The following is a 24,877-nucleotide window of genomic DNA, read 5'->3' as shown; positions in this document are numbered from 1 at the left end:
TCCCGCCATGGGTCAGTCTTCGTCGAGCTGCGCAGCGACGTCGTCGGGAATGTCGATGTTGGTGTAGACGTCCTGCACGTCGTCGCTGTCTTCCAGCGCGTCCACGAGCCTGAACACCTTTCGGGCGGCCTCGAGGTCAACGGGGACCGTCACCGAAGGCTGAAAGCTCGCCTCTGCGGAGTCGTAATCGATTCCGGCATCCTGCAGCGCGGTCCGAACAGCGACCAGATCGGTGGGTTCCGAGATGATCTCGAAGCTGTCACCGAGATCGGTGACATCCTCGGCACCGGCTTCGAGCACGGCGGTCAGCACGTCGTCCTCGGTGAGGCCGTTCTTCTCCAGCGTGATGACCCCCTTGCGGGAGAACAGGTAGGCCACCGACCCGGGGTCGGCCATGTTGCCGCCATTGCGCGTCATCGCGACCCGGACTTCACCGGCGGCGCGGTTGCGGTTGTCGGTCAAGCACTCCACCAGCACAGCCACACCGTTGGGGCCGTAGCCCTCGTAGGTGATGTTCTGCCAGTCGGCGCCGCCGGCTTCCTCGCCGCTGCCCCGCTTGCGGGCGCGTTCGATGTTGTCGTTGGGCACCGAACTCTTCTTGGCCTTCTGAATGGCGTCGAACAGAGTCGGGTTGCCGGCCGGGTCGCCACCGCCGGTACGCGCGGCGACCTCGATGTTCTTGATCAGCTTGGCGAACATCTTCCCGCGGCGCGCGTCGACGACGGCCTTCTTGTGCTTGGTGGTGGCCCACTTGGAATGGCCGCTCATGCAGCTACTACCTCGCTCGTCTCAATCGGTGGCAACCCGACGAGTCTACGTCGACCGCGGATCGATGCCGTCACGTCGGTGCCGGCAGCCGTGACCATCGATCCGCGATCGGACGCCACCCGGACCGGTGTCTCTTCGGTCACAGTCCGTAGAGCAACAAACTTACTGGAGAGTAAGGTCTTCGCCCATGACGTTCTCCCTCGATCTGTCCCCCGACCTGATCCACGTCCGCGACTGGGTGCATGAGTTCGCCGCCGACGTGGTCCGGCCCGCCGCAGCGGAATGGGACGAACGGGAGGAGACGCCGTGGCCGATCATCCAGGAGGCGGCCAAGGTCGGGTTGTATTCCATGGAGTTGTTCGCCGAACAGGTCGCCGAGCCCTCCGGCTTGGGCATGATCGTCGTCTTCGAGGAGATGTTCTGGGGAGACGCCGGGATTGCGCTGGCCATCCTGGGCACCGGGCTGGCCGCGGCGTCGCTGGCCGCGAACGGCACCCCGGAGCAGGTCGGCGAATGGGTGCCGCAGATGTTCGGCACCATCGATGAACCCAAGGTGGCGGCGTTCTGTTCGTCCGAACCGGGCGCCGGGTCCGATGTCGGGGCAATCCTGACCAAGGCGCGCTACGACGAGGCGACCGACGAGTGGGTGCTCAACGGCACCAAGACATGGGCCACCAACGGCGGCATCGCCAACGTCCACGTCGTGGTCGCATCGGTGTACCCGGACCTGGGCACCCGCGGTCAGGCGTCGTTCATCATCCCGCCGGACACACCGGGGCTGAGCCAGGGCCAGAAGTTCCTCAAGCACGGCATCCGCGCGTCACACACCGCCGAGGTGGTGCTCGACGACGTCCGCATCCCGGGGCGGATGATCGTCGGCGGCAAGGAGAAGTTCGACGATCGGATCGCGAAGGTGCGCGACGGCAAGAAGGCCGCCGGTCAGGCGGCCATGGCAACCTTCGAGCGGACCCGTCCCACCGTCGGCGCGATGGCGGTCGGGGTGGCCAGGGCCGCCTACGAGTACGCCCGCGACTACGCCTGCGAGCGCGAGCAGTTCGGGCGAAAGATCGGCGATTTCCAAGGTGTGGCATTCAAACTCGCCGACATGAAGGCACGCGTCGACGCGGCCCGCCTGCTGGTCTACCGCGCCGGGTGGATGGCACGCAACGGCAAGGAGTTCACCTCCGCCGAGGGGTCGATGGCCAAGCTGGTGGCCAGCGAGACGGCCGTCTACGTCACCGACGAGGCGATCCAGATCCTCGGCGGCAACGGCTACACCCGCGAATACCCCGTCGAGCGGATGCACCGCGACGCCAAGATCTTCACCATCTTCGAGGGCACCAGCGAGATCCAGCGTCTGGTGATGGGGCGCGCCATCACCGGTCTGCCGATCCGCTGATTTTCGGCGTGCTGGTCGTCGCTCGGCGGCGACAATCACGCCGAGATCGCAATCAGGCGCGGCCGGTGACCATGTCGACGAACAGCGCATGCACCCGACGGTCGCCGGTCACCTCTGGATGAAACGCCGTGGCGAGGGTGCGCCCTTGCCGCACCGCCACGACGTGGCCGGCAGCGCGTGCCAGCACCTGCACCTCGGGTCCGACGCGTTCGACCCACGGCGCGCGGATGAAGACCGCGTGCACCGGGTCGTTGAGCCCGTCGAAGGCGACGTCCTCCTCGAACGAGTCCACCTGACGCCCGAAAGCATTGCGACGCACCGTCATGTCGAGGGCCTTCAGCGGTACGGCGTCGCGGCCGGCAACCCCCGCATCGAGGATCTCGGTGGCCAGCAGGATCATCCCGGCGCACGAACCGTAGGCGGGCATTCCGTCGGCGAGCCGGGAACGCAACGGGTCGAGCAGTTCGAATTCGCGCAGCAGGTGGCTCATCGTGGTGGACTCGCCCCCCGGTATCACCAGGGCCTCCACCGATTCGAGTTCGCTGCCCCGGCGCACCGTGACCGCGTCGGCTCCGGCGGCCCGCAGCGCTGCGAGGTGCTCGCGGGTGTCACCCTGCAACGCGAGCACGCCGATCCGGGTGCTCACTCGCGCCCTGGGGTGAAGCCGCGGGCGTAACGGGTCAGCCCCTCCTGCATCACCGCCGCCACCATCTCCCCGTACTGGTTGTAGATCTTGCCCTGGGTCAGCGAGCGGGCCCCACAGGCCGACGGTGACGACTGGTCGTAGAGCAGCCATTCGTCGGCGCGGAAGGCCCGCATGAACCACATCGCGTGGTCGAGCGACGCCACCATCAGGTGGTTGCGCTCCTCGATGTGGTTGACCTGAGCCGAGCCGAGCAGCGTCAGATCGCTCATATAGGCCAGCGCGCAGATGTGCAGGACGTGATCGTCCGGCAGCGGATCTCGGTGCCTGAACCAGACCTGCTGCTGGGATGCCTTGCCCTCGCGCACCGCCAGGAGCTCGCGCGGCACGATCCGCACGTCCCATTCGTCGAACTGACGGAAACTGGCATCGTCGAACACCCTGCTGACCGACTTGAAGTCGGGGATGTCGTCGGGCGGGACGGCATGCGGCATGGCGTCCTGGTGCTCGATGCCGCTCTGGTCAGTCTGGAACGACGCAGACATCGAGAAGATCGTTTCGCCGTGCTGGATCGCGGTCACCCGGCGGGTACAGAACGAACCGCCGTCACGGATCCGCTCGACGGTGTACACCGACGGCGAGCGGGCGTCCCCGGCGCGCAGGAAATAGCCGTGCAGGGAGTGCACCTGGAACTTCGGGTCGACGGTGCGCACCGCGGAGACCAGCGACTGGCCGGCGACGTGGCCGCCGAAAGTGCGCTGCAGGAAACCGGACTCCGGACTGAAGACGCCGCCGCGATAGATGTTGATCTCGATCTTCTCCAGATCGAGGATCTCTTCGATCGCCACCGTTGTGTTCTACCAGCCGCGTTCGGCGAGTCGGTGGGGGGCTGCGATGCCCTCGACATTGATGCCGACCATCGCCTCCCCCAGGCCGCGGGACACCTTCGCCAGCACGTCGGGATCGTCGTAAAAAGTGGTGGCCTTGACGATCGCGGCCGCACGCTGCGCCGGGTCACCGGACTTGAAGATGCCGGAGCCGACGAAGACGCCTTCGGCACCGAGCTGCATCATCATCGCGGCGTCCGCCGGGGTGGCGATGCCGCCCGCGGTGAATAGCGTGACCGGTAGCTTGCCGGCCCTGGCGACCTCGACGACCAGATCGAAGGGCGCCTGCAATTCCTTTGCGGCGACATACAGTTCGTCTTCGGACAGCGACGTGAGGCGACGGATCTCACCGCCGATCTTGCGCATGTGGGTGGTGGCGTTGGATACGTCTCCGGTGCCGGCTTCGCCCTTGGAACGGATCATCGCCGCGCCCTCGGTGATGCGCCGCAGCGCCTCGCCCAGGTTGGTGGCGCCGCACACGAACGGTACCGTGAACTTCCACTTGTCGATGTGGTTGGCATAGTCGGCGGGCGTCAGCACCTCGGACTCGTCGACGTAGTCCACACCGAGGCTCTGCAGGATCTGCGCCTCCACGAAGTGGCCGATACGCGCCTTGGCCATCACCGGGATCGTGACGGCTTCGATGATGCTCTCGATCATGTCGGGGTCGCTCATCCGCGACACCCCGCCCTGCGTCCGGATGTCGGCGGGGACCCGCTCGAGCGCCATCACGGCCACCGCACCGGCGGACTCGGCGATGCGGGCCTGCTCCGGGGTGACGACGTCCATGATGACGCCGCCCTTGAGCATCTCGGCCATGCCGCGCTTGACCCGCGCAGTCCCGCGGGCGGGCGGCGCCCCCAGGCCTTCCCCAGGCATTTCGGATTCCACCGTATTCTCCTTCAATCGCTACTGATCCAGTCTAAGCGCGGCGGCAAATGCTATTGATCCGGTGCACGCGGCGGCGACGAGCCGTCGTCACCTGATCGATCGCAACGCCCTCTCGGCCGCCGTGTCCGGTACGTCGGCCAGCGCCTTCGCCTCGTCGAGGAGCTCGCCCAGCTGCCGCGGGTACACCGCCTCGCCGTTGGCGACCAGTTCGTCGATCATTGTCGCATCGCACCACCGGTGACCGGTGATGTAGGTCCGCTCCAGGCCGGAGCGGCCCGATTCGGAAGGCTCGAATCGCGTCGTCCGATGGACGAAGTAGATCTCCTCGCTGCGGATCACCGAGCCGTTGAAGTCGATGACGGCGTCGCGACGCCACACCGGACCGACCAGGTCGTCGGCCGTCACCTTCAGTCCGGTCTCCTCCTCGAGTTCGCGGGCCGCCGTCTGGGCCAGCGACTCGCCCACCTGGGCGGCACCTCCGATGGTGAACCACCATCGAGGAGCCGACGACGCACTGGCCGGGACCGCGGGATCCGAACCGCACAGCAGCAGCACGGCGCCGTCGTGGTCGAGCAGCACCACCCGCGCCGAGGTCCGTCGGTTCGCCGGCGCCGCCTCCCGGGTCGACACGTCCCCGCCTTCGGAGATCTCGAAATAGGTTGGCAGCGCCGCGGTTCCGCCGAGTCGCAGAATGCGTACCGAGGGACGTTCCCGCAGGGCCAGCGTGTCGCGGACTGCGTCGTTGTGAAAGCGGCGCGCCAGCAGCACGCGCGCTTCTGCGTCGGCCAGCTCGGCGACCAACGCCACGGGCAGCGACGCCGGATCCACCCGGGCCAGCGCCCAGGACAGCTCGTTCTCGGCAGCTTCCCTGCCTGACCGTGGCGCCCGCTCGGCGGCATCCGCGAGGGCGGCCAGGCGTCTGCCGTCCGGCCCTCGGCCATAGGCGTCGACCGCAACGGCGCGTGCCACCACCGCTCTGCGGGCCAACGCGCCGTCGAGGGCCTGCCATGACAGGTCGTAGCGCACGTGCAACCGGTCGAGCCGATTCGCGGTCTGAAACGCCCAGGCGCCCACCACCAGGACCGCCGCGATCAGCACGGCGACCAGCACGGCGGTGACCCACGGGATCAAGTCGTTCGGCCCGTCGCTTCGCGATTTCCCGCCACCTGAACCTTCACGCCCGAACCTGCGACCGTTTCGTAGACCCGCATGATCTGCTCGGCGACGATCGACCAGTCGTAACGTTGCACCGACACCGTTCCACGGTCGATGTACCGCTGCCGGAGGACGTCGTCGGCGAGCACCTCGATCAAGCCTGCCGCCAGCCCGGCAGGGTCGTCGACGGGCACGAGTCGGCCGGCCTCGCCGTCGGCGAGCACCCGCCGGAACGCGTCGAGATCGCTGGCCACCACCGCGGTCCCCGCGGCCATCGCCTCGACCAGCACGATGCCGAAGCTCTCGCCGCCGGTGTTGGGGGCGCAGTACACGTCGGCGCTGCGCATCGCCGAGGCCTTGCCGGCATCGTCGACCTGCCCCAGGAAGCGCAGCCTGTCGGCCAGCGGGCCGGCGGCGGCACGCAGTTCGGTCTCGTCCCCTCGGCCCACGACCAGGATCTCGATGTCGGCGAATCGCTCCACCAGCGCGGGCAACGCGCCGAGCAGCACCGCCATCCCCTTGCGGGGTTCATCAAAACGTCCCAGGAAAAGCACGGTCTTTCCGGCACGCGGGTAGCCCTCGAATCGTGGCGCTGTCGCGAACGACTCGACATCGACACCGTTGGGAATCTCCACGGCGTCGCTGCCCAACGCCTCCATCTGCCAGCGCCGAGCCAGGTCCGACACCGCGATCCGGCCGACGATCTTCTCGTGCATCGGCCGGAGGAATGGCTCGAACACCGACAGCGTCAGCGATTTCGTCGTCGAGGTGTGGAAGGTCGCCACGATCGGGCCCTCGGCGATGTTGAGCGCCAACATCGACAGGCTGGGAGCGTTGGGCTCGTGCAGGTGCAGAACGTCGAACTCGCCCTGCTGGAGCCATTTCTTGACCTTGCGATGGGTGGCCGGGCCGAAACGCAGCCGGGCCACCGACCCGTTGTAGCGAATCGGGATGGCCCTTCCGCCGGACACCACGTAATCCGGAAGCGAACCATGAACACCGGCCGAGGCCGGGGCGAGCACACTGACGTCGTGGCCGCGGCGATGCATCACCTCCGCCAGCTGCAACACGTGCGCCTGCACCCCGCCGGGCACATCGAACGAGTACGGGCAGACCATGCCGATGCGCATCAGGTCGACCTCACCCGATCCCCGGATCGCTTCGCGCCTGCCCGCCGAAAAGCCGGGCCCTGCGCTCATCCGACAGGTCGGCGATCCATTGCGGCTGCATCATGTGCCAATCGGCCGGGTGCGCGGCGATGTTCACGGCGAATCGGTCCGCCAAGGACTGGGTGATGGCCACCAGGTCACCCGACGAGGTCTCCACCTCCGGATAGACCCGCATCCCCCATCCGTCCCCCTCGAACCAGCAGTGCACCGGAAACAGCGCCGCCCCGGTCTGGACGGCCAACCGGGCCGGGCCTGCGGGCAGCCGGCTCGCCTCGCCGAAGAAGTTCACCTGCACTCCGGTGCGCGTCATGTCGCGGTCGGCCATCAGACACACCACGCCGTTGTCGCGGAGCCGGTCGCAGAGCACCTCGAAGGGCGGCCGCTCGCCTCCCGACAACGGCACCACCTCGAATCCCAGCCGCTCCCGGTAAGCCAGGAAGCGGTGGTAGAGCGACTCGGGTTTGAGACGCTCGGCGACGGTGGCGAAGGTGCCGTGGTTCTGCACCAGCCATACCCCGGCCATGTCCCAGTTGCCGCTGTGGGGCAGCGCCAGCACCGCCCCGCGGCCCTGCTCGAGCGCCGCCCACAGCAGCTCGATGTCCTGGACACCGAGTTGTGCGCCCAGCTCGGCGTGATCCATCGTCGGCAACCGGAACGCCTCCCGCCAGTATCGGGCGTACGAGGCAAGCGAAGCACGGATCAGCGCATCCGGCACCCCCTCCGGTGCCACCCCGATCACCCGGGCCAGATTCCTGCGCAACTGGTCGGGACCACCGTTGCGGGCCGCGAGTTGAGCGCCGAAACCGAACGCGTTGCGCGCCACGATCTCCGGAGCCGCACGAACCAACCGCCAGCCGGCCGCATAACCCCAGTCGGTGAGGTGGCCACCCCAGGAAGTGGGGTGGCCGATGAAGGCGCCGCGATCGGTGTTGGCACCGGCCGGGTGCTGGTTCATTGTTCGCCGGGCTCGGGTTTCTCACCGCTGTCGGTGACCGTGAGCCGGTCCATCGCCCCGGCCGAGGTCCGCACACTGTGCAGCCGCTGCCCCACCGTCACCACGCTGGCCACCGCCAGCGTCCACATCGCGACGTCGAGCACCCACGGCAGTGGAACGAACGGCAGGTCGGACAGGCAGGCGCCGAGCAGGATGATCACCAGCCGCTCGGGGCGCTCGATGATGCCGCCGTCGCCGGTCAACCCGCTGGCTTCCGCGCGGGCCTTGATGTACGAGATCACCTGCGACGACACCAGGCAGATCATCGTGGCGACCACCAGCGCGGCGCTGTCCAGCCCGAACGCCGCCCACCAGAGCAATCCGCAGAACACCGCGCCGTCGCTGATCCGGTCGCAGGTGGCGTCGAGGACCGACCCGAAGCGGGTGCCACCACCACGTTCCCGGGCCATCGCCCCGTCGAGCATGTCGGCGAGCACGAAGAACGCGACGACGAAGGCCCCCGCGAACAGTTGCCCGATCGGGAACAGCGTGAGCGCGCCCAGCACCGCGCCCGCGGTGCCGAGGATCGTGACGCTGTCAGGGGTCAGACCCAAGCGCAGCGCCCCCTTGGCCACCGGCCGCGACAGCTTCGCGTATGCGGCCCGGGTCATCAGGTAGAAGTCACTCACCGTTGCTTTTCCCACTCGGTGGCCAACAGCTGTCGGGTGTCTCTGAGCAACTGCGGGATGACCTTGGAATCCCCGATGATCGTGATGAAGTTGGCGTCACCGCCCCACCGCGGAACCACATGCATGTGCAGATGTTCGGCCAGGCTGCCGCCCGCCGAGTGACCGAGGTTGAGGCCGACGTTGAAGCCGTGGGGCTGCGAAACCGCTTTGATGACCCGGATCGCCTTCTGCGCGAACGCCATCAGCTCGGCGCCCTCCTCGACGGTGAGATCCTCGAGCTCGGACACCCTGCGGTAAGGCACCACCATCAGATGGCCGGGGTTGTACGGGTAGAGGTTGAGCACGGCGTAGACCAGTTCGCCTCGGGCCACCACCAGCCCGTCCTCGTCGGACATCGTGGGGATGTCGCTGAACGGCTCGGTGGTGGTCGCGCGACCGGTCTTCATCGGCGCCTCGGCGATGTAGGACATCCGATGTGGCGTCCAGAGCCGCTGCAGATGGTCCGGGTCGCCGACGCCGCGGTCTACGATCGTGTCCTCCGGATCCACGTCACCCCTCACCTGCAGCGGGGCCGTCGGAGCCGACGACGACGAGTTCCGCGGTGGGCGTGGAGTTCTCCCGCCGCGCCACCCAGTCGACGATGGCCTCGGTCGCTCTGTCGCACGGCACCGCGTTGATCTGCGTGCGGTCACCGAACCGGAACGACACAGCTCCGGCCTCCACATCGCGGTCGCCCGCGAGCAGCATGAACGGCACCTTCTGGTTGGTGTGGTTGACGATCTTCTTGGCCATTCGATCGTCGCTGGCGTCCACCTCGGCACGGATCCCGTGCTTGCGCAGCTGGGCCACCACATCGTTGAGGTAGTCGACGTGGCCGTCGGCGACCGGGATGGCGACCACCTGCACCGGCGCCAGCCAGGCCGGAAACGCGCCCGCGTAGTGCTCGGTGAGGATGCCGAAAAACCGCTCGATGGAGCCGAACAGCGCACGATGGATCATCACCGGGCGTTGCCGGCTACCGTCGGCGGCGGTGTACTCGAGTTCGAAGCGCTCGGGGAAGTTGAAGTCCAGTTGGATCGTCGACATCTGCCAGCTGCGACCGAGCGCGTCGCGGGCCTGTACCGAGATCTTCGGACCGTAGAAGGCCGCGCCGCCCGGATCGGGAACCAGCTCCAGGCCGGACTCGGCGGCCACCTGCGCGAGGGTGTTGGTGGCCTCTTCCCAGATCTCGTCGGAGCCGACGAACTTCTTCGGGTCCTTCGTGGAGAGCTCCAGGTAGAAATCCTGCAATCCGTAGTCGCCGAGCAGGTCCAGGATGAACTGCAGCAGCGAGGCGAGCTCGCCGCGCATCTGATCGCGGGTACAGAAGATGTGCGCGTCGTCCATAGTCAGGCCACGCACCCGGGTCAGGCCGTGCACCACACCCGACTTCTCGTACCGGTAGACCGCGCCGAATTCGAAGGCGCGCAACGGAAGCTCGCGATACGACCTGCCACGCGCCCGGAATATCAGGCAGTGCATCGGGCAGTTCATCGGCTTGAGGTAGTAGTCCTGTCCCGGCTTGCGGACACTGCCGTCCTCGTTGAACTCGGCGTCGATGTGCATCGGCGGGAACATCCCGTCGGCGTACCAGTCCAGGTGCCCGGAGGTGTGGAAGAGCTGCGCCTTGGTGATGTGTGGGGTGTTGACGAACTCGTATCCCGCCTCGATGTGCTTGCGGCGCGAATAGTCCTCCAGCTCGCGGCGCACGATGCCGCCCTTGGGGTGGAAGACCGGAAGGCCCGATCCGATCTCGTCGGGGAAGCTGAACAGATCGAGTTCCGCACCGATGCGGCGGTGATCGCGACGCTGCGCCTCCTCGAGCAGTTCGAGGTGCCTGTCGAGCGCCTCCTGGGACTCCCAAGCGGTGCCGTAGATGCGCTGCAGGCTTGCGTTGTCCTGATCGCCACGCCAGTAGGCGGCCGAACTGCGCGTCAACTTGAACGCCGGGATGTACCTCGTGGTGGGGATGTGCGGGCCGCGGCACAGATCGCCCCAAACGCGTTCGCGGGTGCGGGGATTGAGATTGTCGTACGCGGTCAGTTCGTCTCCACCGACCTCCATGACGGCAGGATCACCGGACTTGTCGTCGATGAGTTCGAGTTTGTACGGCTCGCCCTTGAGCTCTTCGCGGGCAGCGTCCTTGGACTCGTAGACCCGTCTCGAGAACAGCTGGCCGTCCTTGACGATCTGGCGCATCCGCTTCTCGAGCGCCTCGAGATCCTCCGGAGTGAACGGCTCGGCGACCTCGAAGTCGTAGTAGAACCCGTCGGTGATCGGCGGCCCGATGCCCAGCCGGGCGTCGGGGAACAACGCCTGCACCGCCTGGGCGAGGACGTGGGCGGCCGAGTGGCGGATGACGCTTCGCCCGTCCTCGGTGTCGGCCGCGACGGGGGTGACCTCGACGTCGACGTCGGGTACCCACGACAGGTCGCGCAGCCGCCCGTCCGCATCGCGCACGACGACCACGGCGTCGGGGGCGCCCCTGGCCGGCAAGCCGGCCTCGCGCACCGCCTGCCCTGCGGTCGTCCCGGCAGCGACCCGGATCGGGGCTGCTAGGGCGGTGCTGGCGGGGGCGCTCATCGCGGGATCTCCAAACTCTCGGGACATTCGGTGGTGCGTCGGGCGGAGGTCAGGCCGCTGACCGCGACCATGCTATCGGGGTCGACCCTCACGCCCCGATACCAATAGGGCTATCCAGCCACTCGTGCTCGATGTTGACCAACTCCCCTGCCCAGTCGAGGACGCCGACCAGCCACAAGGTCAGCACTGTGATCGCCACGGTGAAGACCGCACCCAGCACCTTCACCCACAGACCTTGCTGCTTGAACCAGTCCATCGCGGCGTCGTAGCGCCTGCGCGCGTATGCCAGCATTCTGCGCGCCCAGTCGAACTCGGTGGCCAGAATGGCCAGTCCGACGAACACGATCGCCCAGCCCGGGCCCGGATACGGGATCGCGACGATGCCGACGGCGAGAACCAGCAGGCCGACCACACCGACGACGAGTCGGTACACGAGGTCGGCGACGCGTCGTTCGCGCAGACCGTCGCGCCAGCGCGCCCACCGCCGGGTCAACAGCACCCGCCGGCCGCCCTCGCTCATGGTTGCCCGGGTTTCAACGTGACGAACAGGGCATGCGCCTCGGCGACCACGTCGTCTCCGTCGCGGATCCGGCCGGAGACGAAGATCTTGCGACCCTCCATCGAGTCGATGCCCGCGTCGACCCGCAGCTGCTTTTCCACCGGGGCGATGTTGCGGTAGTCGACGTGCAGGAACGCGGTCCGTTGCGCGCGGCTGTGACTGAGTTTGAACGCGGTGAACCCGAGCAGCGAATCGAACAGCAGCGCCACGGCGCCGCCGTGGGCGGCCCCGTTGCGACCGAGGTAGAAGCGGCGGAACACCGCGGTGCCCGCGACGCGGCCGTCGTCAGTGACGTGCAAGTCCACCGGTACCTGCAGGATGTTGCCGCGATTGGGCAGGTCCATCCTGCGTCCCGAAGGCGACGACCATTCATCGGCGTCGTAGGGGGCGAGCAGCTGCGACGCCCTCTCGAGCAGGTCGGCGGCTTCGGTGATCACCTCGTCGGGCGCGTCGGCGGCGCGGGCACGGTCCTGCAGCGATCGCACCGCCTCGACGAAACGCCCGTAGTCCGGTCCGCCACTGCGGGTGGGTTCCGGCGGATTGAATCCCCCACCTGCGTGCACATCGACGGATTCGTGGGCGCTCACCCGCTTACCGTATTGGTTGTCTCATGTGTCGGCTTCCCCGGCTTTGCTCAGCGTGCTGAATTCGGCGTCGGTGAGGTCGATCTCCGTGGCGGCGAAGTTCTCCTCCACCGAGGATGAAGGTCGACGTCACGGTGACGACGCTACGCCGACGGTGACAAGCTGACACCTGTGAATCTGAGCGCCCTGTCCGGAAAGCCGCTGACGTACACCGAGGTCGGGGCGACCGCAGGACCGATGCCGTCCGGGTACCACCACCTGCGCAAATCGTCGGTGATCGGCTGCGGCCGGGACCGTTTCGACCAGGCTGCCGCGCGCGGTATGCGCTGGGGCATGCTGCGCGGGGCAGGTCTGCGGGTGGAGGCGACGACCCCGGTCGCCGAGGTCGGCGCCGAGGTGCTGGTGCACCTCGGCCCGGTGGTTGCCCCGTGCCGGGTCGTCTACGTCGTCGACGAGCCCGACCGCCGTGGTTTCGCCTACGGCACGCTGCCCGGACATGCGGAATCCGGCGAGGAACTGTTCCTGGTCCGCTACGACCCCACCACCGACAACGTGATCGCCGAGGTGATCGCGTTCTCCCGGCACGCGACGTGGTGGAGCCGGCTGGGCTCTCCCGTCACCTCACTGGTGCAGCGCCGCGTCACCGATCGCTACCTTCGCGCCCTGTGACCGGCCGCCGGGCGGTCACAGACTCGTAAATCGTCATGCGTGGGCCATTCGCGGTGGTCACAGGTAACCTGAACACCGAGAATCTGGCTCGATACCAAACGGACGGTGACGGTGAACGATAAAGCCGGCTTGGAGACTGCGCATCTGCGTGTCGCGGAGCTGGTGCAGGGGCTGCACAACAGGCCAGACACCGATTCCGACACCGTCGTGGCAGAGTTGGCCGAACATGCCGCCGTGGAGATCCCGGGGGCGCAGTACGCCGGGATCACCCTCACCCGGAACGCCAAGAAAGTCGACACCCCGGCGGCGTCGCACCACTGGCCGCTGCTCCTCGACAAGATCCAGGAGCGCCACCAGGAAGGCCCGTGCCTGACCGCGGCGTGGGACGAGAAGATCATCCACGTCGCCGACCTCGCGACCGACGACCGGTTCCCGAACTACCGCCGCGATGTCCTGGCCGAGACGCCCATCCGGTCGATCATGGCGTTCCAGATGTTCATCGCCGGCGAGACGGTCGGCGCCTTGAACGTGTTCTCCGAGCAACCCGGCGCCTTCGACACCGACTCGCGTGACCTGGGACGGGTCTTCGCGGCGCACTCATCGGTGGCGTGGAACTCGGCGCGCCGTGACGAGCAGTTCCGCCGGGCCTTGTCCAGCCGCGACATCATCGGCCAGGCCAAGGGCATGATCATGGAGCGATACGGGGTGAACGCCGTCCAGGCCTTCGAGCTGTTGCGCAAGTTGTCGCAGGATTCGAATGTGCCGTTGATCAAGGTCGCCACCGGCCTGGTCGAGGACGCACAGTCGTCCGTGGACTAGTGCCTGTACCTGGTTTTCGGCGCGGTAGCGGGTGCCGATCCGCCGTGAGATCCCCTGCGCCACATTGTGATCCTTGCCGGCGCTGACGCACAGCATCGGACAACCAGCCGCCTCGGCGTTCGCGCGGGTGGACGCTGTTCGGACTGGTGTCTCATCGCCCGTCGGTTGAGGACTATTGGCCCTGTCCGGTCCAGCAGCAGAGCAGCAATGCTTACGGTGCACCGAACGGAGGCCCGATGCCCGCGATACAACCTCGATGCGAGGTGATCGTCGACGCGCTGCAGTTGGCTTGCAGGGCACCTTCACTGCACAACAGTCAACCCTGGCGCTGGGTCGCCACCGACGACACCGTCGAACTGTTCGCCGACCCCGCCCGCCTTGTCCGGTCGGCCGACACGACCGGCCGCGAGGCCTTGATCAGCTGCGGTGCGGTACTCGATCATTTCCGCGTGGCGATGGCCGCCTCTGGGTGGCGGGCTGCCGTACAACGCTTTCCCGACCCTGCCGACCCCCTTCACCTTGCGACGATCACGTTCACCGCGGCGGCGGTCTCCGACCTGCAACGGCGCCGGGCCGATGCGATCCTGTTGCGTCGCAGCGACCGGCTTCCGCTGACCGCGCCACCGGGCTGGGAGGACTTGGCAAGCTCGTTCAGACAGCACACGACGTCCGGCGGTATCCGGGTGGATGTGGTTGCCGACGAGTTCCGCAACTCTGTGGCGGAGGCCTCTGATCTGGTTGAGGCACTGCGCGTCTACGATGCGGAGTATCACTCCGAACTGTCGTGGTGGACCGCCGGGTTCGTCAGTCATGAAGGAATTCCGCAGAGTTCACTGATATCGGCAGCCGAAAGCGACCGCGTCGATGTCGGACGAACATTTCCCGTCGTCGCGCAAGCCGAACGCCGCACCGAGGTTGATCACGACCAGTCGAAGATCCTGGCGATATCGACCGAAGAAGACTCCAGCCACAGCGTATTGCACTGTGGTGAAGTGCTTTCCGCTGTCCTACTGGACGCTGCTGCAGCAGGGCTGTCGACGTGCACGTTCAGCCACATCACCGAGGTGCCGACGGGCCGCGATATCATCGCCGCACTCATCCCGGGCGATGCCATCCCGCAAACACTCGTGCGGGTGGGGCTCGCGCCGGCGTTGGATGCCACACCTCCCCCGACTCCGCGCCGCCCGGTCGACGAAGTACTTCAATTGCACAGGGGGCGAGAGTGATAGAGGACAGTCGGACATCCGGCGTCGTGGTGGGAATCGACGGTTCCGCGGCCGCGGTGGATGCAGGCCTGTGGGCAGTCGATGAAGCGGTCGAACTCGGTGTCCCGTTGCGCTTGGTCTGTGTGATCGAACCTTCCGAGCACCCGGACATCGATGCGCAGGCGCAGTCCCACCGCGTCGCGACGGCCGAGGCGGCGGTGCGCTCTGCGCTCACTGCCCTGGAGTCGACCGGGCGCGCCGTCGAACTCGAACGGGAGATCCTCCATGGCCGACCCATCGAGGCACTGCTGGCGGCGGCGCAATCCGCGGCGATGCTGTGTGTCGGGGCGCGGGGCCTCAAGCACGCCACCCGGGGGCGCATCGGGTCCACCGCGGCGGCGCTGTCGGCGACCGCCCGCTGCCCTGTTGCGATCGTGCGGACCCATCGTCCCCACACCAACGCCACAGACCGCGCGGTGGTCATCGAGGTCGATAACGCTGCCGAAAGCGACACGGTCTTGCAGCGCGGCCTCGAGGAAGCACGGCGGCGGCGGGCTTCGGTCCGGGTCCTGACCCCCGTCGGAACGATCTCCGATGTCCAGCCCCAGCGCCAGCAGCGTCGGCTGGCCGAATGGCAGCGTCGCTACCCCGACCTCGACATCACATCAGTGCAGACCCGCGGCGACACCCTGGACTACCTCGCCGCCAACGCCGACTCCATCCAGCTGGTGGTCGCCGGTCGCGAACGAGCGGGTGGCGTGGCTGCACTCGTCGGTCCGCCCGGCAACGCCGCCCTGCGCGACAGCGACTGTTCGATCCTGATCTGTGAACCGCACAACGCACTGTGAACAGTGCCGAGAGAGGCGTCAATCGCAACATGGTGACCGTATTCCTGGTGGACGACCACGAAGTCGTCAGGCGTGGCCTGATCGACCTGCTCAACAGTGACCCCGAACTCGATGTAGTCGGCGAGGCCGGCTCGGTGGGCGAGGCGATGACACGGATCCCGGCGATGCAACCCGACGTCGCCGTTCTCGACGTTCGGCTGCCGGACGGCAACGGCATCGAACTGTGCCGCGATCTGCTCTCCCGGCTGCCCGATCTCCGCTGCCTCATGCTCACCTCGTTCACCTCGGACGAGGCGATGCTCGACGCGATACTGGCCGGGGCGAGCGGATACGTGGTCAAAGACATCAAGGGCATGGAACTGGCGAAGGCGATCAAAGAGGTCGGCGCAGGGCGTTCCCTTCTCGACAACCGGGCGGCGGCCGCACTGATGGCCAAACTCCGCGGGGAGGGTGGCCACGCCGATCCTCTTTCAGGTCTGACCGATCAGGAACGGGTGCTTCTCGACCTGCTCGGTGAGGGGCTGACCAACAAGCAGATTGCGGCGCGGATGTTCCTCGCCGAGAAGACGGTGAAGAACTACGTCTCGCGGCTGCTGGCCAAACTCGGGATGGAGCGTCGCACCCAGGCGGCGGTGTTCGTGTCCAGGCTCGATCGGCAGAACCACCCGGGATCAGCAGGTCCGGCCTAGGGTCCAGCGCTCACAGCAGCGGCGAGCCGTCCAGCCGGACAACGACTTCCGAAAGACCGCGGCGCGGAGTCGCAGGCAATGGATCGGCGTTGACCGGGGCCCAACCGATCCGAAGCAGCATCTGCGGATGTCCTTCGGCGCCGAAGACATCACTGCGCAGCAGGTCCCGTGTCTCGGCAATCTCCAACGGCTCGGTGATCGGGCAACTCGCCAACCCCTGCGCCGTTGCCGTCAGCAACACAATGCTGGTGGCCTCGCCCGCACGCAGCCGGGACAACGATCCGTCGTCGACCGTGCCCAGCGCGACGACGACGGCGTGCTCGTCTTGGGGCTCGGTGTGAGGAGCCTGATGCAGCACACCACCGGCGAAGGTCCGCGTCGGGATCGGTCCCGTGCCGTCGGATCCGGGCACACTTTTCGCAGGCACCCCTGCTGTCGACGCGTACCGACCACTCCAGGTGGCCAACTCGGCAAGGTAATCCTTGTCGGCCCCGTGCCGGAACGCGGCGTCGTTCACCAACCTCTTCAGGTTGTCGAGATCGTCGACCCTGCGCAGTAGCACCCCGGCTCGGGCAGCCCGCGCACCCATCAGCGCGATGTCGGCGCGGGGTACCGGCCAGGAACTGTAGTGGCGGCGGTCGGTGCGCCGGCGTGGGATCGCCGCAGCCAAGGCCACGTCGAGGTCTGCGGGAGGATAGGGATACAACTCGAGGGTGGCGAGGTGATCGGGCTCGGCGGGGTTGGGAAATCGTCGGACCTTGGTCTGCCAGCCCAGTGCGGCCAGCGCCACCACGCAGTGATTCAACGCCGCACCGCAGCTGAGCATGAGATCCCGGCCATCGGGATCGGTATGCGGCAGAAGCAGTTCACCGTTCGCATACAAGTGCAGACTGTCTTCCCCCACCCGCCAATGCCAGGGCTGTGAGTTGTGCACCGACGGAGCACGTGCCGCCAGCGACAGCGCGGACCGGATGGTCTCGAGGTCTGCGAAGTGACCGCTCATCGCGCCCCCCTTCATAGTTCGTGTGGATCCAGGGTGCGCCACACAAGGGGGTCAGAAAGAGGGCACAAAGACCTCTCATGGGTCCCTACTCGGTGGGCTCCGCAAACGTGAGCCACGCGGCCGCATCCGGGGGCAGGAGGCGGTCGACGGCCCGGACTGACGAGAGCGCCACGGTCGCCACCTCGGGCAGCCTCACGTCGGTCTCGCCGGTGTTGACCCAGCACTGGACACCGCCGCGTTCGAACGCGGCGACCTCTGGGCCGACGTCCAGCCACTTGACGTCACCGGCATCGCGCCACAGCGAGTGGCGCAACCGCAACGCCGACCGGTACAGATTGAGGGTGGAGTCCGGGTCGCGATCCTGCGCCTCGACGCTGTGCTCTGCCCAGTGCGCCGGCTGGGGCAGCCACGTCGCGGCGCCGTCGTCGGGTGCGAATCCGTAGGGTGCCGACGTCGCGTTCCACGGCAACGGGATTCGACATCCGTCGCGGCCGACGTCGGTGAACCCGGACTGGGACCACGTCGGATCCTGGCGTACCTCGTCGGGCAGGTCCTCGATTTCCTCGAGGGCCAGCTCTTCGCCCTGGTACACGTAGGCGGTGCCCGGCAGCGCGAGCTGCAGCAGCGCCGCCGCGCGGGCGCGTTTACGTCCCAGGATGTGGTCAGGATCCTCATCACCCCAGCGCCCGCGCTCCCAGTCCGTTCCGACCAGATGCGTCGGCTGCGATCGGGAGAACCGCGTCACCGTCCGGGTCACGTCGTGGTTGGACAGCACCCAGGTGGGCGGCGCGCCGACCGTGGCCGCGCCGGCGATGGCATCGTCGACCACCGCGCGCAGCAACTCGGCGCGCCACGGCGCGCGCAGGAAGTCGAATTGGAAGGCGGTGTGCAGTTCGTCGGGGCGCAGGTAACGGGCGAGCCGCTCATTGCTGGGCACCCAGGCTTCGGCGATGAAAATCCGCTCCGGCGAATAGCGTTGAGCCACCGCCCGCCATCCCCGGTAGACCTCGTGCACCCCGTCCTGATCCCAGGCGGGGTGCCCCTCCCGGTGCTCGACGAGGGTCTGTGCGGTGTCGAGGACATCTTCCTCGTCAGGCAGCCCTGCCTCTTTGACCAGTCCGTGCGCCACGTCGATGCGGAAGCCGTCGACGCCGCGGTCGAACCAGAACGCCAGGATGTCCTCGAATTCGCTGCGAACCTCGTCGTTGTCCCAGTTGAGGTCGGGCTGACCGGGCGCGAACAGATGCAGATACCACGGGGACCCCGGGGCGTCGCCAATTCTTGTCCATGCCGGGCCGCCGAAGACGCTCTGCCAGTTGTTGGGCGGTAGCTCGCCGTCGACCCCACGACCTGTCCGGAAGTGGTAGCGCTGCCGCGTGCCGGGTTCACCGGCGAGCGCCGCTCGGAACCACGCATGCTCGTCGGAGGTGTGGTTGGGCACGATGTCGAGCAGCACTCGCAAACCCAGCGCGTGCGCCTCGGCGATGAGCGCCTGCGCCTCGTCCAAGGTGCCATAGGACGGTTCGATGTCGCGGTAGTCGGCGACGTCGTAACCCGCATCGGCCATTGGCGAGGGATACCAGGGATTGATCCAGATGGCGTCGACCCCGAGTTGCGACAGGTACGGCAGCCGGGCGCGCATCCCGGCGACATCGCCGATGCCATCGCCGTTGCCGTCGGCGAAGCTGCGGATGTAGACCTGGTAGACGACGGCGGTCTGCCACCACGACGGGGTTGTGACGGACACGGCTCTCCTCTGACTCATTGCGTAATCGTTTACGTTCCCAGGGTCCAGAAAACACTCCATATTGTCAATCCGTTCCCTATATACGTAACTATTTACGTTGCGCTATTCTCGGGTCCGATGATCCCGAAACAAGCGGTCAACATGACCGACGTGGCCCAGCGGTCGGGTGTCTCGATCGCGTCGGTGTCGCGTGCCCTGCGGGGTGAGAGCGGCGTCTCGCCCGCCACTCGGGAACGAATCCTCTCGGCGGCGCGCGAACTGGCCTACGTGGTCTCGCCGGAGGCGTCCCGGCTGTCGGGGGGACCCACAGGCCGCGTCGGTGTGGTGGTGCCCCGAATCGACGCGTGGTTCTACTCGACCGTGCTCGCCGGTATCGCCGGCGAATTCGACGCGGTCGGCGTGGATCTGGTGCTCTGTGCACTGCCGGATCCCGCGGCGCGGCATCGGTTCTTCGAAGCACTCCCGTTGCGCCGCAAGGTCGACGCGGTGATCGTCGTCTCCGTTCCGTTGACCACCCGTGAGCACACCCGGCTGGACCAACTCGGACTTCCCACGGTGTTCGTCGGAGGTCACCATCCTCGTGACGGTCAGCCGTGGGTCGGTATCGACGACGAGATGGCCGCGCAACAAGCCGTCGGGCACCTGCTGCGCATCGGCCACCGGGACATCGCGATGATCCAGGCCGGCGACGACGAGGGAATCCCGTGGGCCACCAACGAGGCCCGGATCCGCGGGTTTCACCGGCTGGTCGGCGCGGCCGGCCTGGGTGACTCGACCGTGGTGACCGTCGAGTGGGGTATCGACGGCGGCGCGCGAGGTATGGAGACGCTGCTGAGCCGTCCGGAGCTGCCCACCGCCGTCTTCTGCCATTCCGACGAGATGGCACTGGGCGCACTGCGGACCCTGCGGAGGTCAGGAATCTCTGTCCCCCAGCAAGTCTCGGTGATCGGTGTCGACGACCACCCGTCAGCCGACCTCAGTGATCTGACGACGGTCGCTCAGCCGGTACGCGAGCAGGGCCGGATCGCGGCGCTTCAGGCGCTGGCCCGGCTCGACCCCGAAGCACCCGAGACCGAGCCCGTGGTGACGACGCTGCCCACCCGACTGGTGATCCGCGGGTCGACCGCCCCGCCGCGATGACACCACTGCCCCATCATCGTTGTGAACTGTGACACACTCATCGGCGTACCGAATGTGCTGCCCGTGGCCCTCATCCGGACCCGGGCGTCGTTGCAGGCTTCTTGGACGAGGACGTGATGAAACGAATTCAGTTCGCCCGAGGGCGACGCCGCCGCGCAATCGCGCTGGCCAGCGCGCCTCTGGTCGCGGCTACCCTGTTGTCCGGATGCGGCAGCGGGGGTGGGCCGCCGACCCTGACGTGGTACATCCTGCCGGACAACGGCGGCTCAGTGGCGCGTGCCCAGGAATGCGCGGACGCCTCGGGCGGCGCGTACCAGGTGCGCATCGAATCGCTGCCCAGCACCGCGACCGCCCAACGGGAGCAAATGGTCCGCCGCCTTGCCGCCGGGGACTCCTCGATCGACGTGCTGAGCCTCGACGTGGTGTTCACCGCGGAATTCGCCAACGCGGGATTCCTGCGCCCCTACACCGCCGAGGAGTCCGCACGCCTCACCGCCGGGATGCTGCCGTCGCCGGTCGAGACGGGTATGTGGGACGACCAACTGTTCGGAGCGCCGTACAAGTCCAATGCTCAGCTCCTCTGGTACCGCAAATCGGAGGCGGCCGCGGCAGGAGTGGACCCCACCAGCCCGACCTTCACATGGGACGAGATGCTCAAAGCCGCTGTGGGGCAAGGCAAGAAGATCTCCACCCAGGGCCAGCGGTACGAGGGCTACATGGTCTGGATCAACGCACTGGTGTTGTCGGCCGGCGGTGAGGTGCTCCAGGACGTCGAGGCCGGCCGCAACGCGAAACCGTCCATGGCCAGCCCGGCCGGAGACAAGGCCGCCGAGATCGTCGGCAATCTCGCGCGTTCCAGCGCCGCTCCGGTCGACCTGTCCAACGCCGCCGAAGAGCAGGCCCGCGCCACGTTCCAGTCGGAAGAGGGCATGTTCATGCTCAACTGGCCCTACGTGCTCGCGGCGGCCCGCAGCGCCGCCGAGGAAGGCACGCTCCCGCAGGAAGTGGTAGACGACATCGGCTGGGCCCGTTACCCGAGGGTGTTCCCCGACCGCCCCAGCGCACCACCCCTCGGCGGCGCCAACCTGGGTATCGGCGCCTACTCGGAGCACCCCGACGAGGCGGTCGCGTTGGTCGAATGCATCAACGCCGAGCCCAAAGCCACCCAGTACATGCTCGACGAAAGTGAACCGTCGCCGTACGCGGCGTCCTACGATAACCCGGACATCCGTGCCGAGTACGACAACGCGGACCTGATCCGGGAATCCATCGCCGAGGGTGGACCTCGGCCCTTGACGCCCTTCTACACCGACGTCGCCGGGGCGATCACCCAGACGTGGCACCCGCCGGCGTCGGTGACCGCGCAAACCCCGGAGAGGACAGACGAGTTCATGGCTGACGTGCTCGCGGGGAGGCGACTGTTGTGACAACCGTCGAGAGTGCACCCATCCAGAAGGACCCCGACAAGCCGGCGTTCAGCGAGCGGGTCCGCGGCGAGCGCAGGCTCGGCATCTACCTGACGCTGCCGTCGTATGTGGTGATGCTGCTGGTCACCGCGTACCCGCTGGGATACGCATTGGTGCTGTCGCTGTACAACTACCGCCTGACCGATCCGCAGGGACGTAGTTTTGTCGGGCTTGGCAACTACGGGGTCATCCTCACCGACCCGGTGTGGTGGAACGACTTCGTCACCACGCTCGCGATCACTGTCGTCACCGTCGCCATCGAACTCGTCCTCGGCTTCTGGTTCGCGTTCGTGATGCTGCGGATCGTTCGCGGCCGGGGGCCATTGCGCACCGCGATCCTGATCCCGTACGGCATCGTCACGGTGGTCTCGGCGTTCATCTGGCGCTACGCATTCGCGGTCGACTCGGGGTTCGTCAACCAGTGGCTCAACATCACCGACTTCGACTGGTTCGGTGACCGCTGGTCGGCGATCTTCGTCATCTGCCTGTCCGAGATCTGGAAGACCACCCCGTTCATCTCGCTGCTGCTGCTGGCCGGCCTGGTGCAGGTCCCCGAAGACATGCAGGAGGCCGCGAAGGTCGACGGCGCCACCGCATGGCAACGCCTCTGGAAGATCACGCTGCCGAACATGAAGGCCGCGATCATGGTGGCGCTGCTGTTCCGCACCCTCGATGCGTGGCGAATATTCGACAACCCGTACGTGATGACGGCCGGTGCGAACAACACCGAGACCATCTCATTCCTGGCCTATCGACAAAACGTCACGCTGGTGAACCTCGGTATGGGTTCTGCGGTCTCGGTGCTGCTGTTCCTGTCCGTGGTCGCCATTGCGTGGCTGTTCATCAAGGTCTTCAAAACCGACCTCTCGCAAGTCAGGGGTGACCAGTGACCAGCGCCAAGAGCACCCGGTGGTGGACGATCGCCGGCATCGTCATCCTGATCTACAGCTTTGTTCCGCTGCTGTGGATGATCAGCCTGGCCTTCAAGCCGCCGTCAGACATCGTCTCGCGTGACCCGCAGTTCCTGCCGAGCACGTTCACCATGGACAACTTCGTCCAGATCTTCAGCCAGCCGCTGTTCATCCGCGCGCTGATCAACTCGATCGGCATTGCGGTCATCGCGACGGTCATCTCGGTGATCATCGCGATGTTCGCCGCCTATGCCATTGCGCGGCTGGACTTCCCGGGCAAAAAGGTACTTCTTTCGCTGGCACTGGGCATCGCCATGTTCCCGCAGGCCGCACTGGTCGGTCCGTTGTTCGACATGTGGCGAAGCCTGGGCATCTACGACACCTGGCTCGGACTGATCATCCCGTACCTGACATTCGCACTGCCCTTGTCTATCTGGACGATGTCGGCGTTCTTCCGGCAGATCCCCTGGGAGATGGAGCACGCCGCTCAGGTGGACGGCGCCACGCAGTGGCAGGCGTTCCGCAAGGTGATCGTGCCGTTGGCGGCACCGGGGGTGTTCACCACGGCGATCCTGACGTTCTTCTTCTGCTGGAACGACTTTCTCTTCGCCATCTCGCTGACATCCACCGACAGCGCCCGTACCGTGCCTGCGGCGCTGGCGTTCTTCCAGGGTGCCTCGTATTTCGAGTCGCCGGTGCCCTACATCATGGCCGCGTCGGTGATCGTCACGATCCCCGTCGTCATCTTGGTCCTCATCTTCCAGCGGCGCATCGTCGCCGGTCTGACCTCCGGAGCAGTGAAGGGATAACCTCATGGCAGCAATCACGATGCGCAATATCGTCAAGAAGTACGGTGACGGCTTTCCGGCCGTCAACGACGTGAGCCTCGACATCGCCGACGGTGAGTTCGTGATCCTCGTCGGCCCTTCGGGCTGCGGGAAGTCGACGCTGCTGCGAATGATCGTCGGGCTGGAGGACATCACCTCCGGCGACATGCTGATCGGCGACAAGCGCGTCAACGACAAGGCGCCCCGTGACCGCAACCTGTCGATGGTGTTCCAGAACTACGCGCTGTATCCACACCTGACGGTGTTCGAGAACATCGCGTTCCCGCTCCGGTTGTCCGGCAAGCACTCCGACGACGAGATCCGCAAGCTGGTCACCGACGCCGCGGACACCCTCGAGCTCGGCGAGCACCTCGAACGCAAGCCGGCCAACCTTTCCGGTGGGCAGCGCCAGCGGGTGGCGATGGGCCGCGCGATCGTCCGTCAGGCCGACGCGTTCCTGTTCGACGAGCCGTTGAGCAACCTCGACGCCAAGCTGCGTGGGCAGATGCGCACCGAGATCCTGCGGCTGCAACGCCGCCTCGGTGTCACAACGGTCTACGTCACCCACGACCAGACCGAAGCCATGACTCTCGGAGATCGGGTCGCGGTGCTGAAAAAGGGTGTGCTGCAGCAGGTCGCAAGCCCTCGCGAACTCTATGACCAGCCGGTCAACCTCTTCGTCGCCGGCTTCATCGGGTCTCCCCCGATGAACTTCGTGCCCGCGAAGGTAGAGGGCAACGAGATCGAGTTACCGTTCACGAGGGTGCCGCTGCGCGACGAGTGGCGGGGGGTCGTCGAGGACGGGAAGGTCTACATCGCCGGAATCCGTCCCGGGGCCTTCGAGGACGCGGAGTTCGTCGACACCGACAAGCGCTCGCGCGGAGTCACTTTCGACGTGGAGATCGACGTGACCGAGTGGCTGGGTAACGAGCAGTACGCGTTCGTGCCGTTCGAGGCGACGACGGAGATCTCCGGACAACTCGCCGAACTGGCCAGTGAGCTAGACAGCGAGCAACTGCGCACGCAGATCTGTGTGGAGCTGGACCCGCTGAGCCGGGTGCGCTCGGGTGACAAGGCCACGCTGTGGCTCGACGACGAACGGCTGCACCTGTTCGACCCGCAGACCGGGGACAACCTCACCCGCACCACGACCGACGAGCGCTCGCGCGAGGAGCATGGGACCGACGAGCGCTCGCGCGAGGCACACGAACCCGAATCGCGCGGACGGCACGCAGCGACCAACGGCTGAGCTG

Annotated in this window: 25 protein-coding genes; 11 read left to right on the top strand and 14 right to left on the bottom strand. The window is 67.0% G+C overall.

Features of this window, described 5'->3' with window-relative positions; genetic code table 11:
- Positions 1-12 precede the first annotated feature (12 nt).
- Positions 13-768, bottom strand: a complete 756-nt coding sequence (locus BEMPMBAN_RS05055; protein WP_159229300.1) for a YebC/PmpR family DNA-binding transcriptional regulator — start codon at positions 766-768, stop codon at positions 13-15.
- A gap of 187 nt (positions 769-955) precedes the next feature.
- Here BEMPMBAN_RS05055 and BEMPMBAN_RS05050 point away from each other — a divergent pair, with 187 nt between their 5' ends.
- Positions 956-2,167, top strand: coding sequence for an acyl-CoA dehydrogenase family protein (locus BEMPMBAN_RS05050; protein WP_159229299.1), 1,212 nt, complete (start codon positions 956-958; stop codon positions 2,165-2,167).
- A gap of 52 nt (positions 2,168-2,219) precedes the next feature.
- Here the strand turns inward: BEMPMBAN_RS05050 and pdxT are convergent, their stop codons facing one another.
- From pdxT to BEMPMBAN_RS05000, 11 genes are all read right to left on the bottom strand, one after another.
- Positions 2,220-2,813, bottom strand: coding sequence for a pyridoxal 5'-phosphate synthase glutaminase subunit PdxT (gene pdxT, locus BEMPMBAN_RS05045; RefSeq protein WP_234897298.1), 594 nt, complete (start codon positions 2,811-2,813; stop codon positions 2,220-2,222).
- On the bottom strand, positions 2,810-3,658 hold the full coding sequence (gene tesB / locus BEMPMBAN_RS32475; RefSeq protein WP_159229297.1) for an acyl-CoA thioesterase II: 849 nt from the start codon (positions 3,656-3,658) through the stop codon (positions 2,810-2,812). The genes pdxT and tesB overlap by 4 nt, the downstream gene beginning before the upstream one ends.
- Before the next feature lie 9 nt (positions 3,659-3,667).
- Positions 3,668-4,576: a pyridoxal 5'-phosphate synthase lyase subunit PdxS gene (gene pdxS, locus BEMPMBAN_RS05040; RefSeq protein WP_159229377.1), complete on the bottom strand. Its 909-nt coding sequence runs from the start codon at positions 4,574-4,576 to the stop codon at positions 3,668-3,670.
- A gap of 99 nt (positions 4,577-4,675) precedes the next feature.
- Entirely contained in the window at positions 4,676-5,719 is a 1,044-nt protein-coding gene (locus BEMPMBAN_RS05035; protein WP_159229296.1) for an NUDIX hydrolase, read from the bottom strand.
- On the bottom strand, positions 5,716-6,873 hold the full coding sequence (locus BEMPMBAN_RS05030) for a glycosyltransferase family 4 protein (protein WP_159229376.1): 1,158 nt from the start codon (positions 6,871-6,873) through the stop codon (positions 5,716-5,718). The genes BEMPMBAN_RS05035 and BEMPMBAN_RS05030 overlap by 4 nt, the downstream gene beginning before the upstream one ends.
- 10 nt (positions 6,874-6,883) lie before the next feature.
- Positions 6,884-7,867 (bottom strand): phosphatidylinositol mannoside acyltransferase, encoded by a 984-nt coding sequence (locus tag BEMPMBAN_RS05025; protein WP_159229295.1) that lies wholly within the window; start codon positions 7,865-7,867, stop codon positions 6,884-6,886.
- Positions 7,864-8,535, bottom strand: coding sequence for a phosphatidylinositol phosphate synthase (gene pgsA / locus BEMPMBAN_RS05020; protein ID WP_159229294.1), 672 nt, complete (start codon positions 8,533-8,535; stop codon positions 7,864-7,866). The genes BEMPMBAN_RS05025 and pgsA overlap by 4 nt, the downstream gene beginning before the upstream one ends.
- Positions 8,532-9,083 carry an ATP adenylyltransferase gene (locus BEMPMBAN_RS05015; protein ID WP_159229293.1) on the bottom strand — a complete coding sequence of 184 codons (552 nt, stop codon included), beginning with the start codon at positions 9,081-9,083 and terminating at the stop codon, positions 8,532-8,534. The genes pgsA and BEMPMBAN_RS05015 overlap by 4 nt, the downstream gene beginning before the upstream one ends.
- Before the next feature lies 1 nt (position 9,084).
- Positions 9,085-11,157, bottom strand: a complete 2,073-nt coding sequence (gene thrS / locus BEMPMBAN_RS05010; protein WP_159229292.1) for a threonine--tRNA ligase — start codon at positions 11,155-11,157, stop codon at positions 9,085-9,087.
- Between the two features lie 88 nt (positions 11,158-11,245).
- Complete coding sequence (locus tag BEMPMBAN_RS05005; protein WP_159229291.1) at positions 11,246-11,677, bottom strand: TIGR02611 family protein; 432 nt, start codon at positions 11,675-11,677, stop codon at positions 11,246-11,248.
- Positions 11,674-12,303 (bottom strand): PaaI family thioesterase, encoded by a 630-nt coding sequence (locus tag BEMPMBAN_RS05000; RefSeq protein WP_159229290.1) that lies wholly within the window; start codon positions 12,301-12,303, stop codon positions 11,674-11,676. Before BEMPMBAN_RS05000 ends, BEMPMBAN_RS05005 begins: the two co-directional genes overlap by 4 nt.
- A 168-nt stretch (positions 12,304-12,471) precedes the next feature.
- Here BEMPMBAN_RS05000 and BEMPMBAN_RS04995 point away from each other — a divergent pair, with 168 nt between their 5' ends.
- From BEMPMBAN_RS04995 to dosR, 5 genes are all read left to right on the top strand, one after another.
- Entirely contained in the window at positions 12,472-12,969 is a 498-nt protein-coding gene (locus BEMPMBAN_RS04995) for a DUF1990 domain-containing protein (protein WP_159229289.1), read from the top strand.
- A gap of 111 nt (positions 12,970-13,080) precedes the next feature.
- Positions 13,081-13,788, top strand: a complete 708-nt coding sequence (locus BEMPMBAN_RS04990; protein ID WP_159229375.1) for a GAF and ANTAR domain-containing protein — start codon at positions 13,081-13,083, stop codon at positions 13,786-13,788.
- Between the two features lie 236 nt (positions 13,789-14,024).
- Complete coding sequence (locus BEMPMBAN_RS04985; RefSeq protein ID WP_159229288.1) at positions 14,025-15,014, top strand: Acg family FMN-binding oxidoreductase; 990 nt, start codon at positions 14,025-14,027, stop codon at positions 15,012-15,014.
- Positions 15,011-15,841, top strand: a complete 831-nt coding sequence (locus BEMPMBAN_RS04980; RefSeq protein WP_159229287.1) for a universal stress protein — start codon at positions 15,011-15,013, stop codon at positions 15,839-15,841. The genes BEMPMBAN_RS04985 and BEMPMBAN_RS04980 overlap by 4 nt, the downstream gene beginning before the upstream one ends.
- Before the next feature lie 29 nt (positions 15,842-15,870).
- Positions 15,871-16,530 carry a hypoxia response regulator transcription factor DosR/DevR gene (gene dosR, locus BEMPMBAN_RS04975; protein ID WP_159229286.1) on the top strand — a complete coding sequence of 220 codons (660 nt, stop codon included), beginning with the start codon at positions 15,871-15,873 and terminating at the stop codon, positions 16,528-16,530.
- A 10-nt stretch (positions 16,531-16,540) separates the two neighbouring features.
- On the opposite strand, the gene BEMPMBAN_RS04970 is transcribed toward dosR, so the two are convergent.
- Both BEMPMBAN_RS04970 and BEMPMBAN_RS04965 read right to left on the bottom strand, forming a co-directional pair.
- Positions 16,541-17,533: an Acg family FMN-binding oxidoreductase gene (locus BEMPMBAN_RS04970; RefSeq protein WP_159229285.1), complete on the bottom strand. Its 993-nt coding sequence runs from the start codon at positions 17,531-17,533 to the stop codon at positions 16,541-16,543.
- An 85-nt stretch (positions 17,534-17,618) separates the two neighbouring features.
- Positions 17,619-19,280: a glycoside hydrolase family 13 protein gene (locus tag BEMPMBAN_RS04965; protein ID WP_425294929.1), complete on the bottom strand. Its 1,662-nt coding sequence runs from the start codon at positions 19,278-19,280 to the stop codon at positions 17,619-17,621.
- A gap of 117 nt (positions 19,281-19,397) precedes the next feature.
- Between BEMPMBAN_RS04965 and BEMPMBAN_RS04960 the strand changes: the two genes are divergently transcribed.
- The 5 genes from BEMPMBAN_RS04960 to BEMPMBAN_RS04940 all read left to right on the top strand — a co-directional run bounded on the left by BEMPMBAN_RS04960 (position 19,398) and on the right by BEMPMBAN_RS04940 (position 24,873).
- On the top strand, positions 19,398-20,420 hold the full coding sequence (locus tag BEMPMBAN_RS04960; RefSeq protein WP_159229283.1) for a LacI family DNA-binding transcriptional regulator: 1,023 nt from the start codon (positions 19,398-19,400) through the stop codon (positions 20,418-20,420).
- A 116-nt stretch (positions 20,421-20,536) separates the two neighbouring features.
- A complete protein-coding gene (locus BEMPMBAN_RS04955; RefSeq protein ID WP_159229282.1) occupies positions 20,537-21,847 on the top strand; it encodes an extracellular solute-binding protein in 1,311 nt (436 codons plus the stop codon).
- The gene (locus BEMPMBAN_RS04950) at positions 21,844-22,776 is read left to right on the top strand and encodes a carbohydrate ABC transporter permease (RefSeq protein ID WP_159229281.1); all 933 of its coding nucleotides are present in this window, start codon (positions 21,844-21,846) and stop codon (positions 22,774-22,776) included. Before BEMPMBAN_RS04955 ends, BEMPMBAN_RS04950 begins: the two co-directional genes overlap by 4 nt.
- Positions 22,773-23,606: a carbohydrate ABC transporter permease gene (locus BEMPMBAN_RS04945; protein WP_159229280.1), complete on the top strand. Its 834-nt coding sequence runs from the start codon at positions 22,773-22,775 to the stop codon at positions 23,604-23,606. Before BEMPMBAN_RS04950 ends, BEMPMBAN_RS04945 begins: the two co-directional genes overlap by 4 nt.
- Positions 23,607-23,610: 4 nt before the next feature.
- Complete coding sequence (locus tag BEMPMBAN_RS04940; RefSeq protein ID WP_159229279.1) at positions 23,611-24,873, top strand: ABC transporter ATP-binding protein; 1,263 nt, start codon at positions 23,611-23,613, stop codon at positions 24,871-24,873.
- Positions 24,874-24,877 lie beyond the last annotated feature (4 nt).

Origin of the sequence: Mycolicibacterium austroafricanum (genome assembly GCF_902705885.1) — a bacterium.
GTDB lineage: Bacteria > Actinomycetota > Actinomycetes > Mycobacteriales > Mycobacteriaceae > Mycobacterium > Mycobacterium vanbaalenii_A.
Note: the sequence above shows the minus strand (reverse complement) of the source record. Positions and strands in the feature narration are given on the sequence as shown.

Excerpts from the sequence above, each read along its gene's own strand:
- BEMPMBAN_RS05055 (WP_159229300.1), bottom strand. The coding sequence starts at position 768 with ATGAGCGGCCATTCCAAGTGGGCCACCACCAAGCACAAGAAGGCCGTC.
- BEMPMBAN_RS05050 (WP_159229299.1), top strand. The coding sequence starts at position 956 with ATGACGTTCTCCCTCGATCTGTCCCCCGACCTGATCCACGTCCGCGAC.
- pdxS (WP_159229377.1), bottom strand. The coding sequence starts at position 4,576 with ATGCCTGGGGAAGGCCTGGGGGCGCCGCCCGCCCGCGGGACTGCGCGG.
- BEMPMBAN_RS05030 (WP_159229376.1), bottom strand. The coding sequence starts at position 6,873 with ATGCGCATCGGCATGGTCTGCCCGTACTCGTTCGATGTGCCCGGCGGG.
- BEMPMBAN_RS05025 (WP_159229295.1), bottom strand. The coding sequence starts at position 7,867 with ATGAACCAGCACCCGGCCGGTGCCAACACCGATCGCGGCGCCTTCATC.
- thrS (WP_159229292.1), bottom strand. The coding sequence starts at position 11,157 with ATGAGCGCCCCCGCCAGCACCGCCCTAGCAGCCCCGATCCGGGTCGCT.
- BEMPMBAN_RS05005 (WP_159229291.1), bottom strand. The coding sequence starts at position 11,677 with ATGAGCGAGGGCGGCCGGCGGGTGCTGTTGACCCGGCGGTGGGCGCGC.
- BEMPMBAN_RS04985 (WP_159229288.1), top strand. The coding sequence starts at position 14,025 with ATGCCCGCGATACAACCTCGATGCGAGGTGATCGTCGACGCGCTGCAG.
- dosR (WP_159229286.1), top strand. The coding sequence starts at position 15,871 with ATGGTGACCGTATTCCTGGTGGACGACCACGAAGTCGTCAGGCGTGGC.
- BEMPMBAN_RS04970 (WP_159229285.1), bottom strand. The coding sequence starts at position 17,533 with ATGAGCGGTCACTTCGCAGACCTCGAGACCATCCGGTCCGCGCTGTCG.
- BEMPMBAN_RS04960 (WP_159229283.1), top strand. The coding sequence starts at position 19,398 with ATGATCCCGAAACAAGCGGTCAACATGACCGACGTGGCCCAGCGGTCG.
- BEMPMBAN_RS04955 (WP_159229282.1), top strand. The coding sequence starts at position 20,537 with ATGAAACGAATTCAGTTCGCCCGAGGGCGACGCCGCCGCGCAATCGCG.
- BEMPMBAN_RS04940 (WP_159229279.1), top strand. The coding sequence starts at position 23,611 with ATGGCAGCAATCACGATGCGCAATATCGTCAAGAAGTACGGTGACGGC.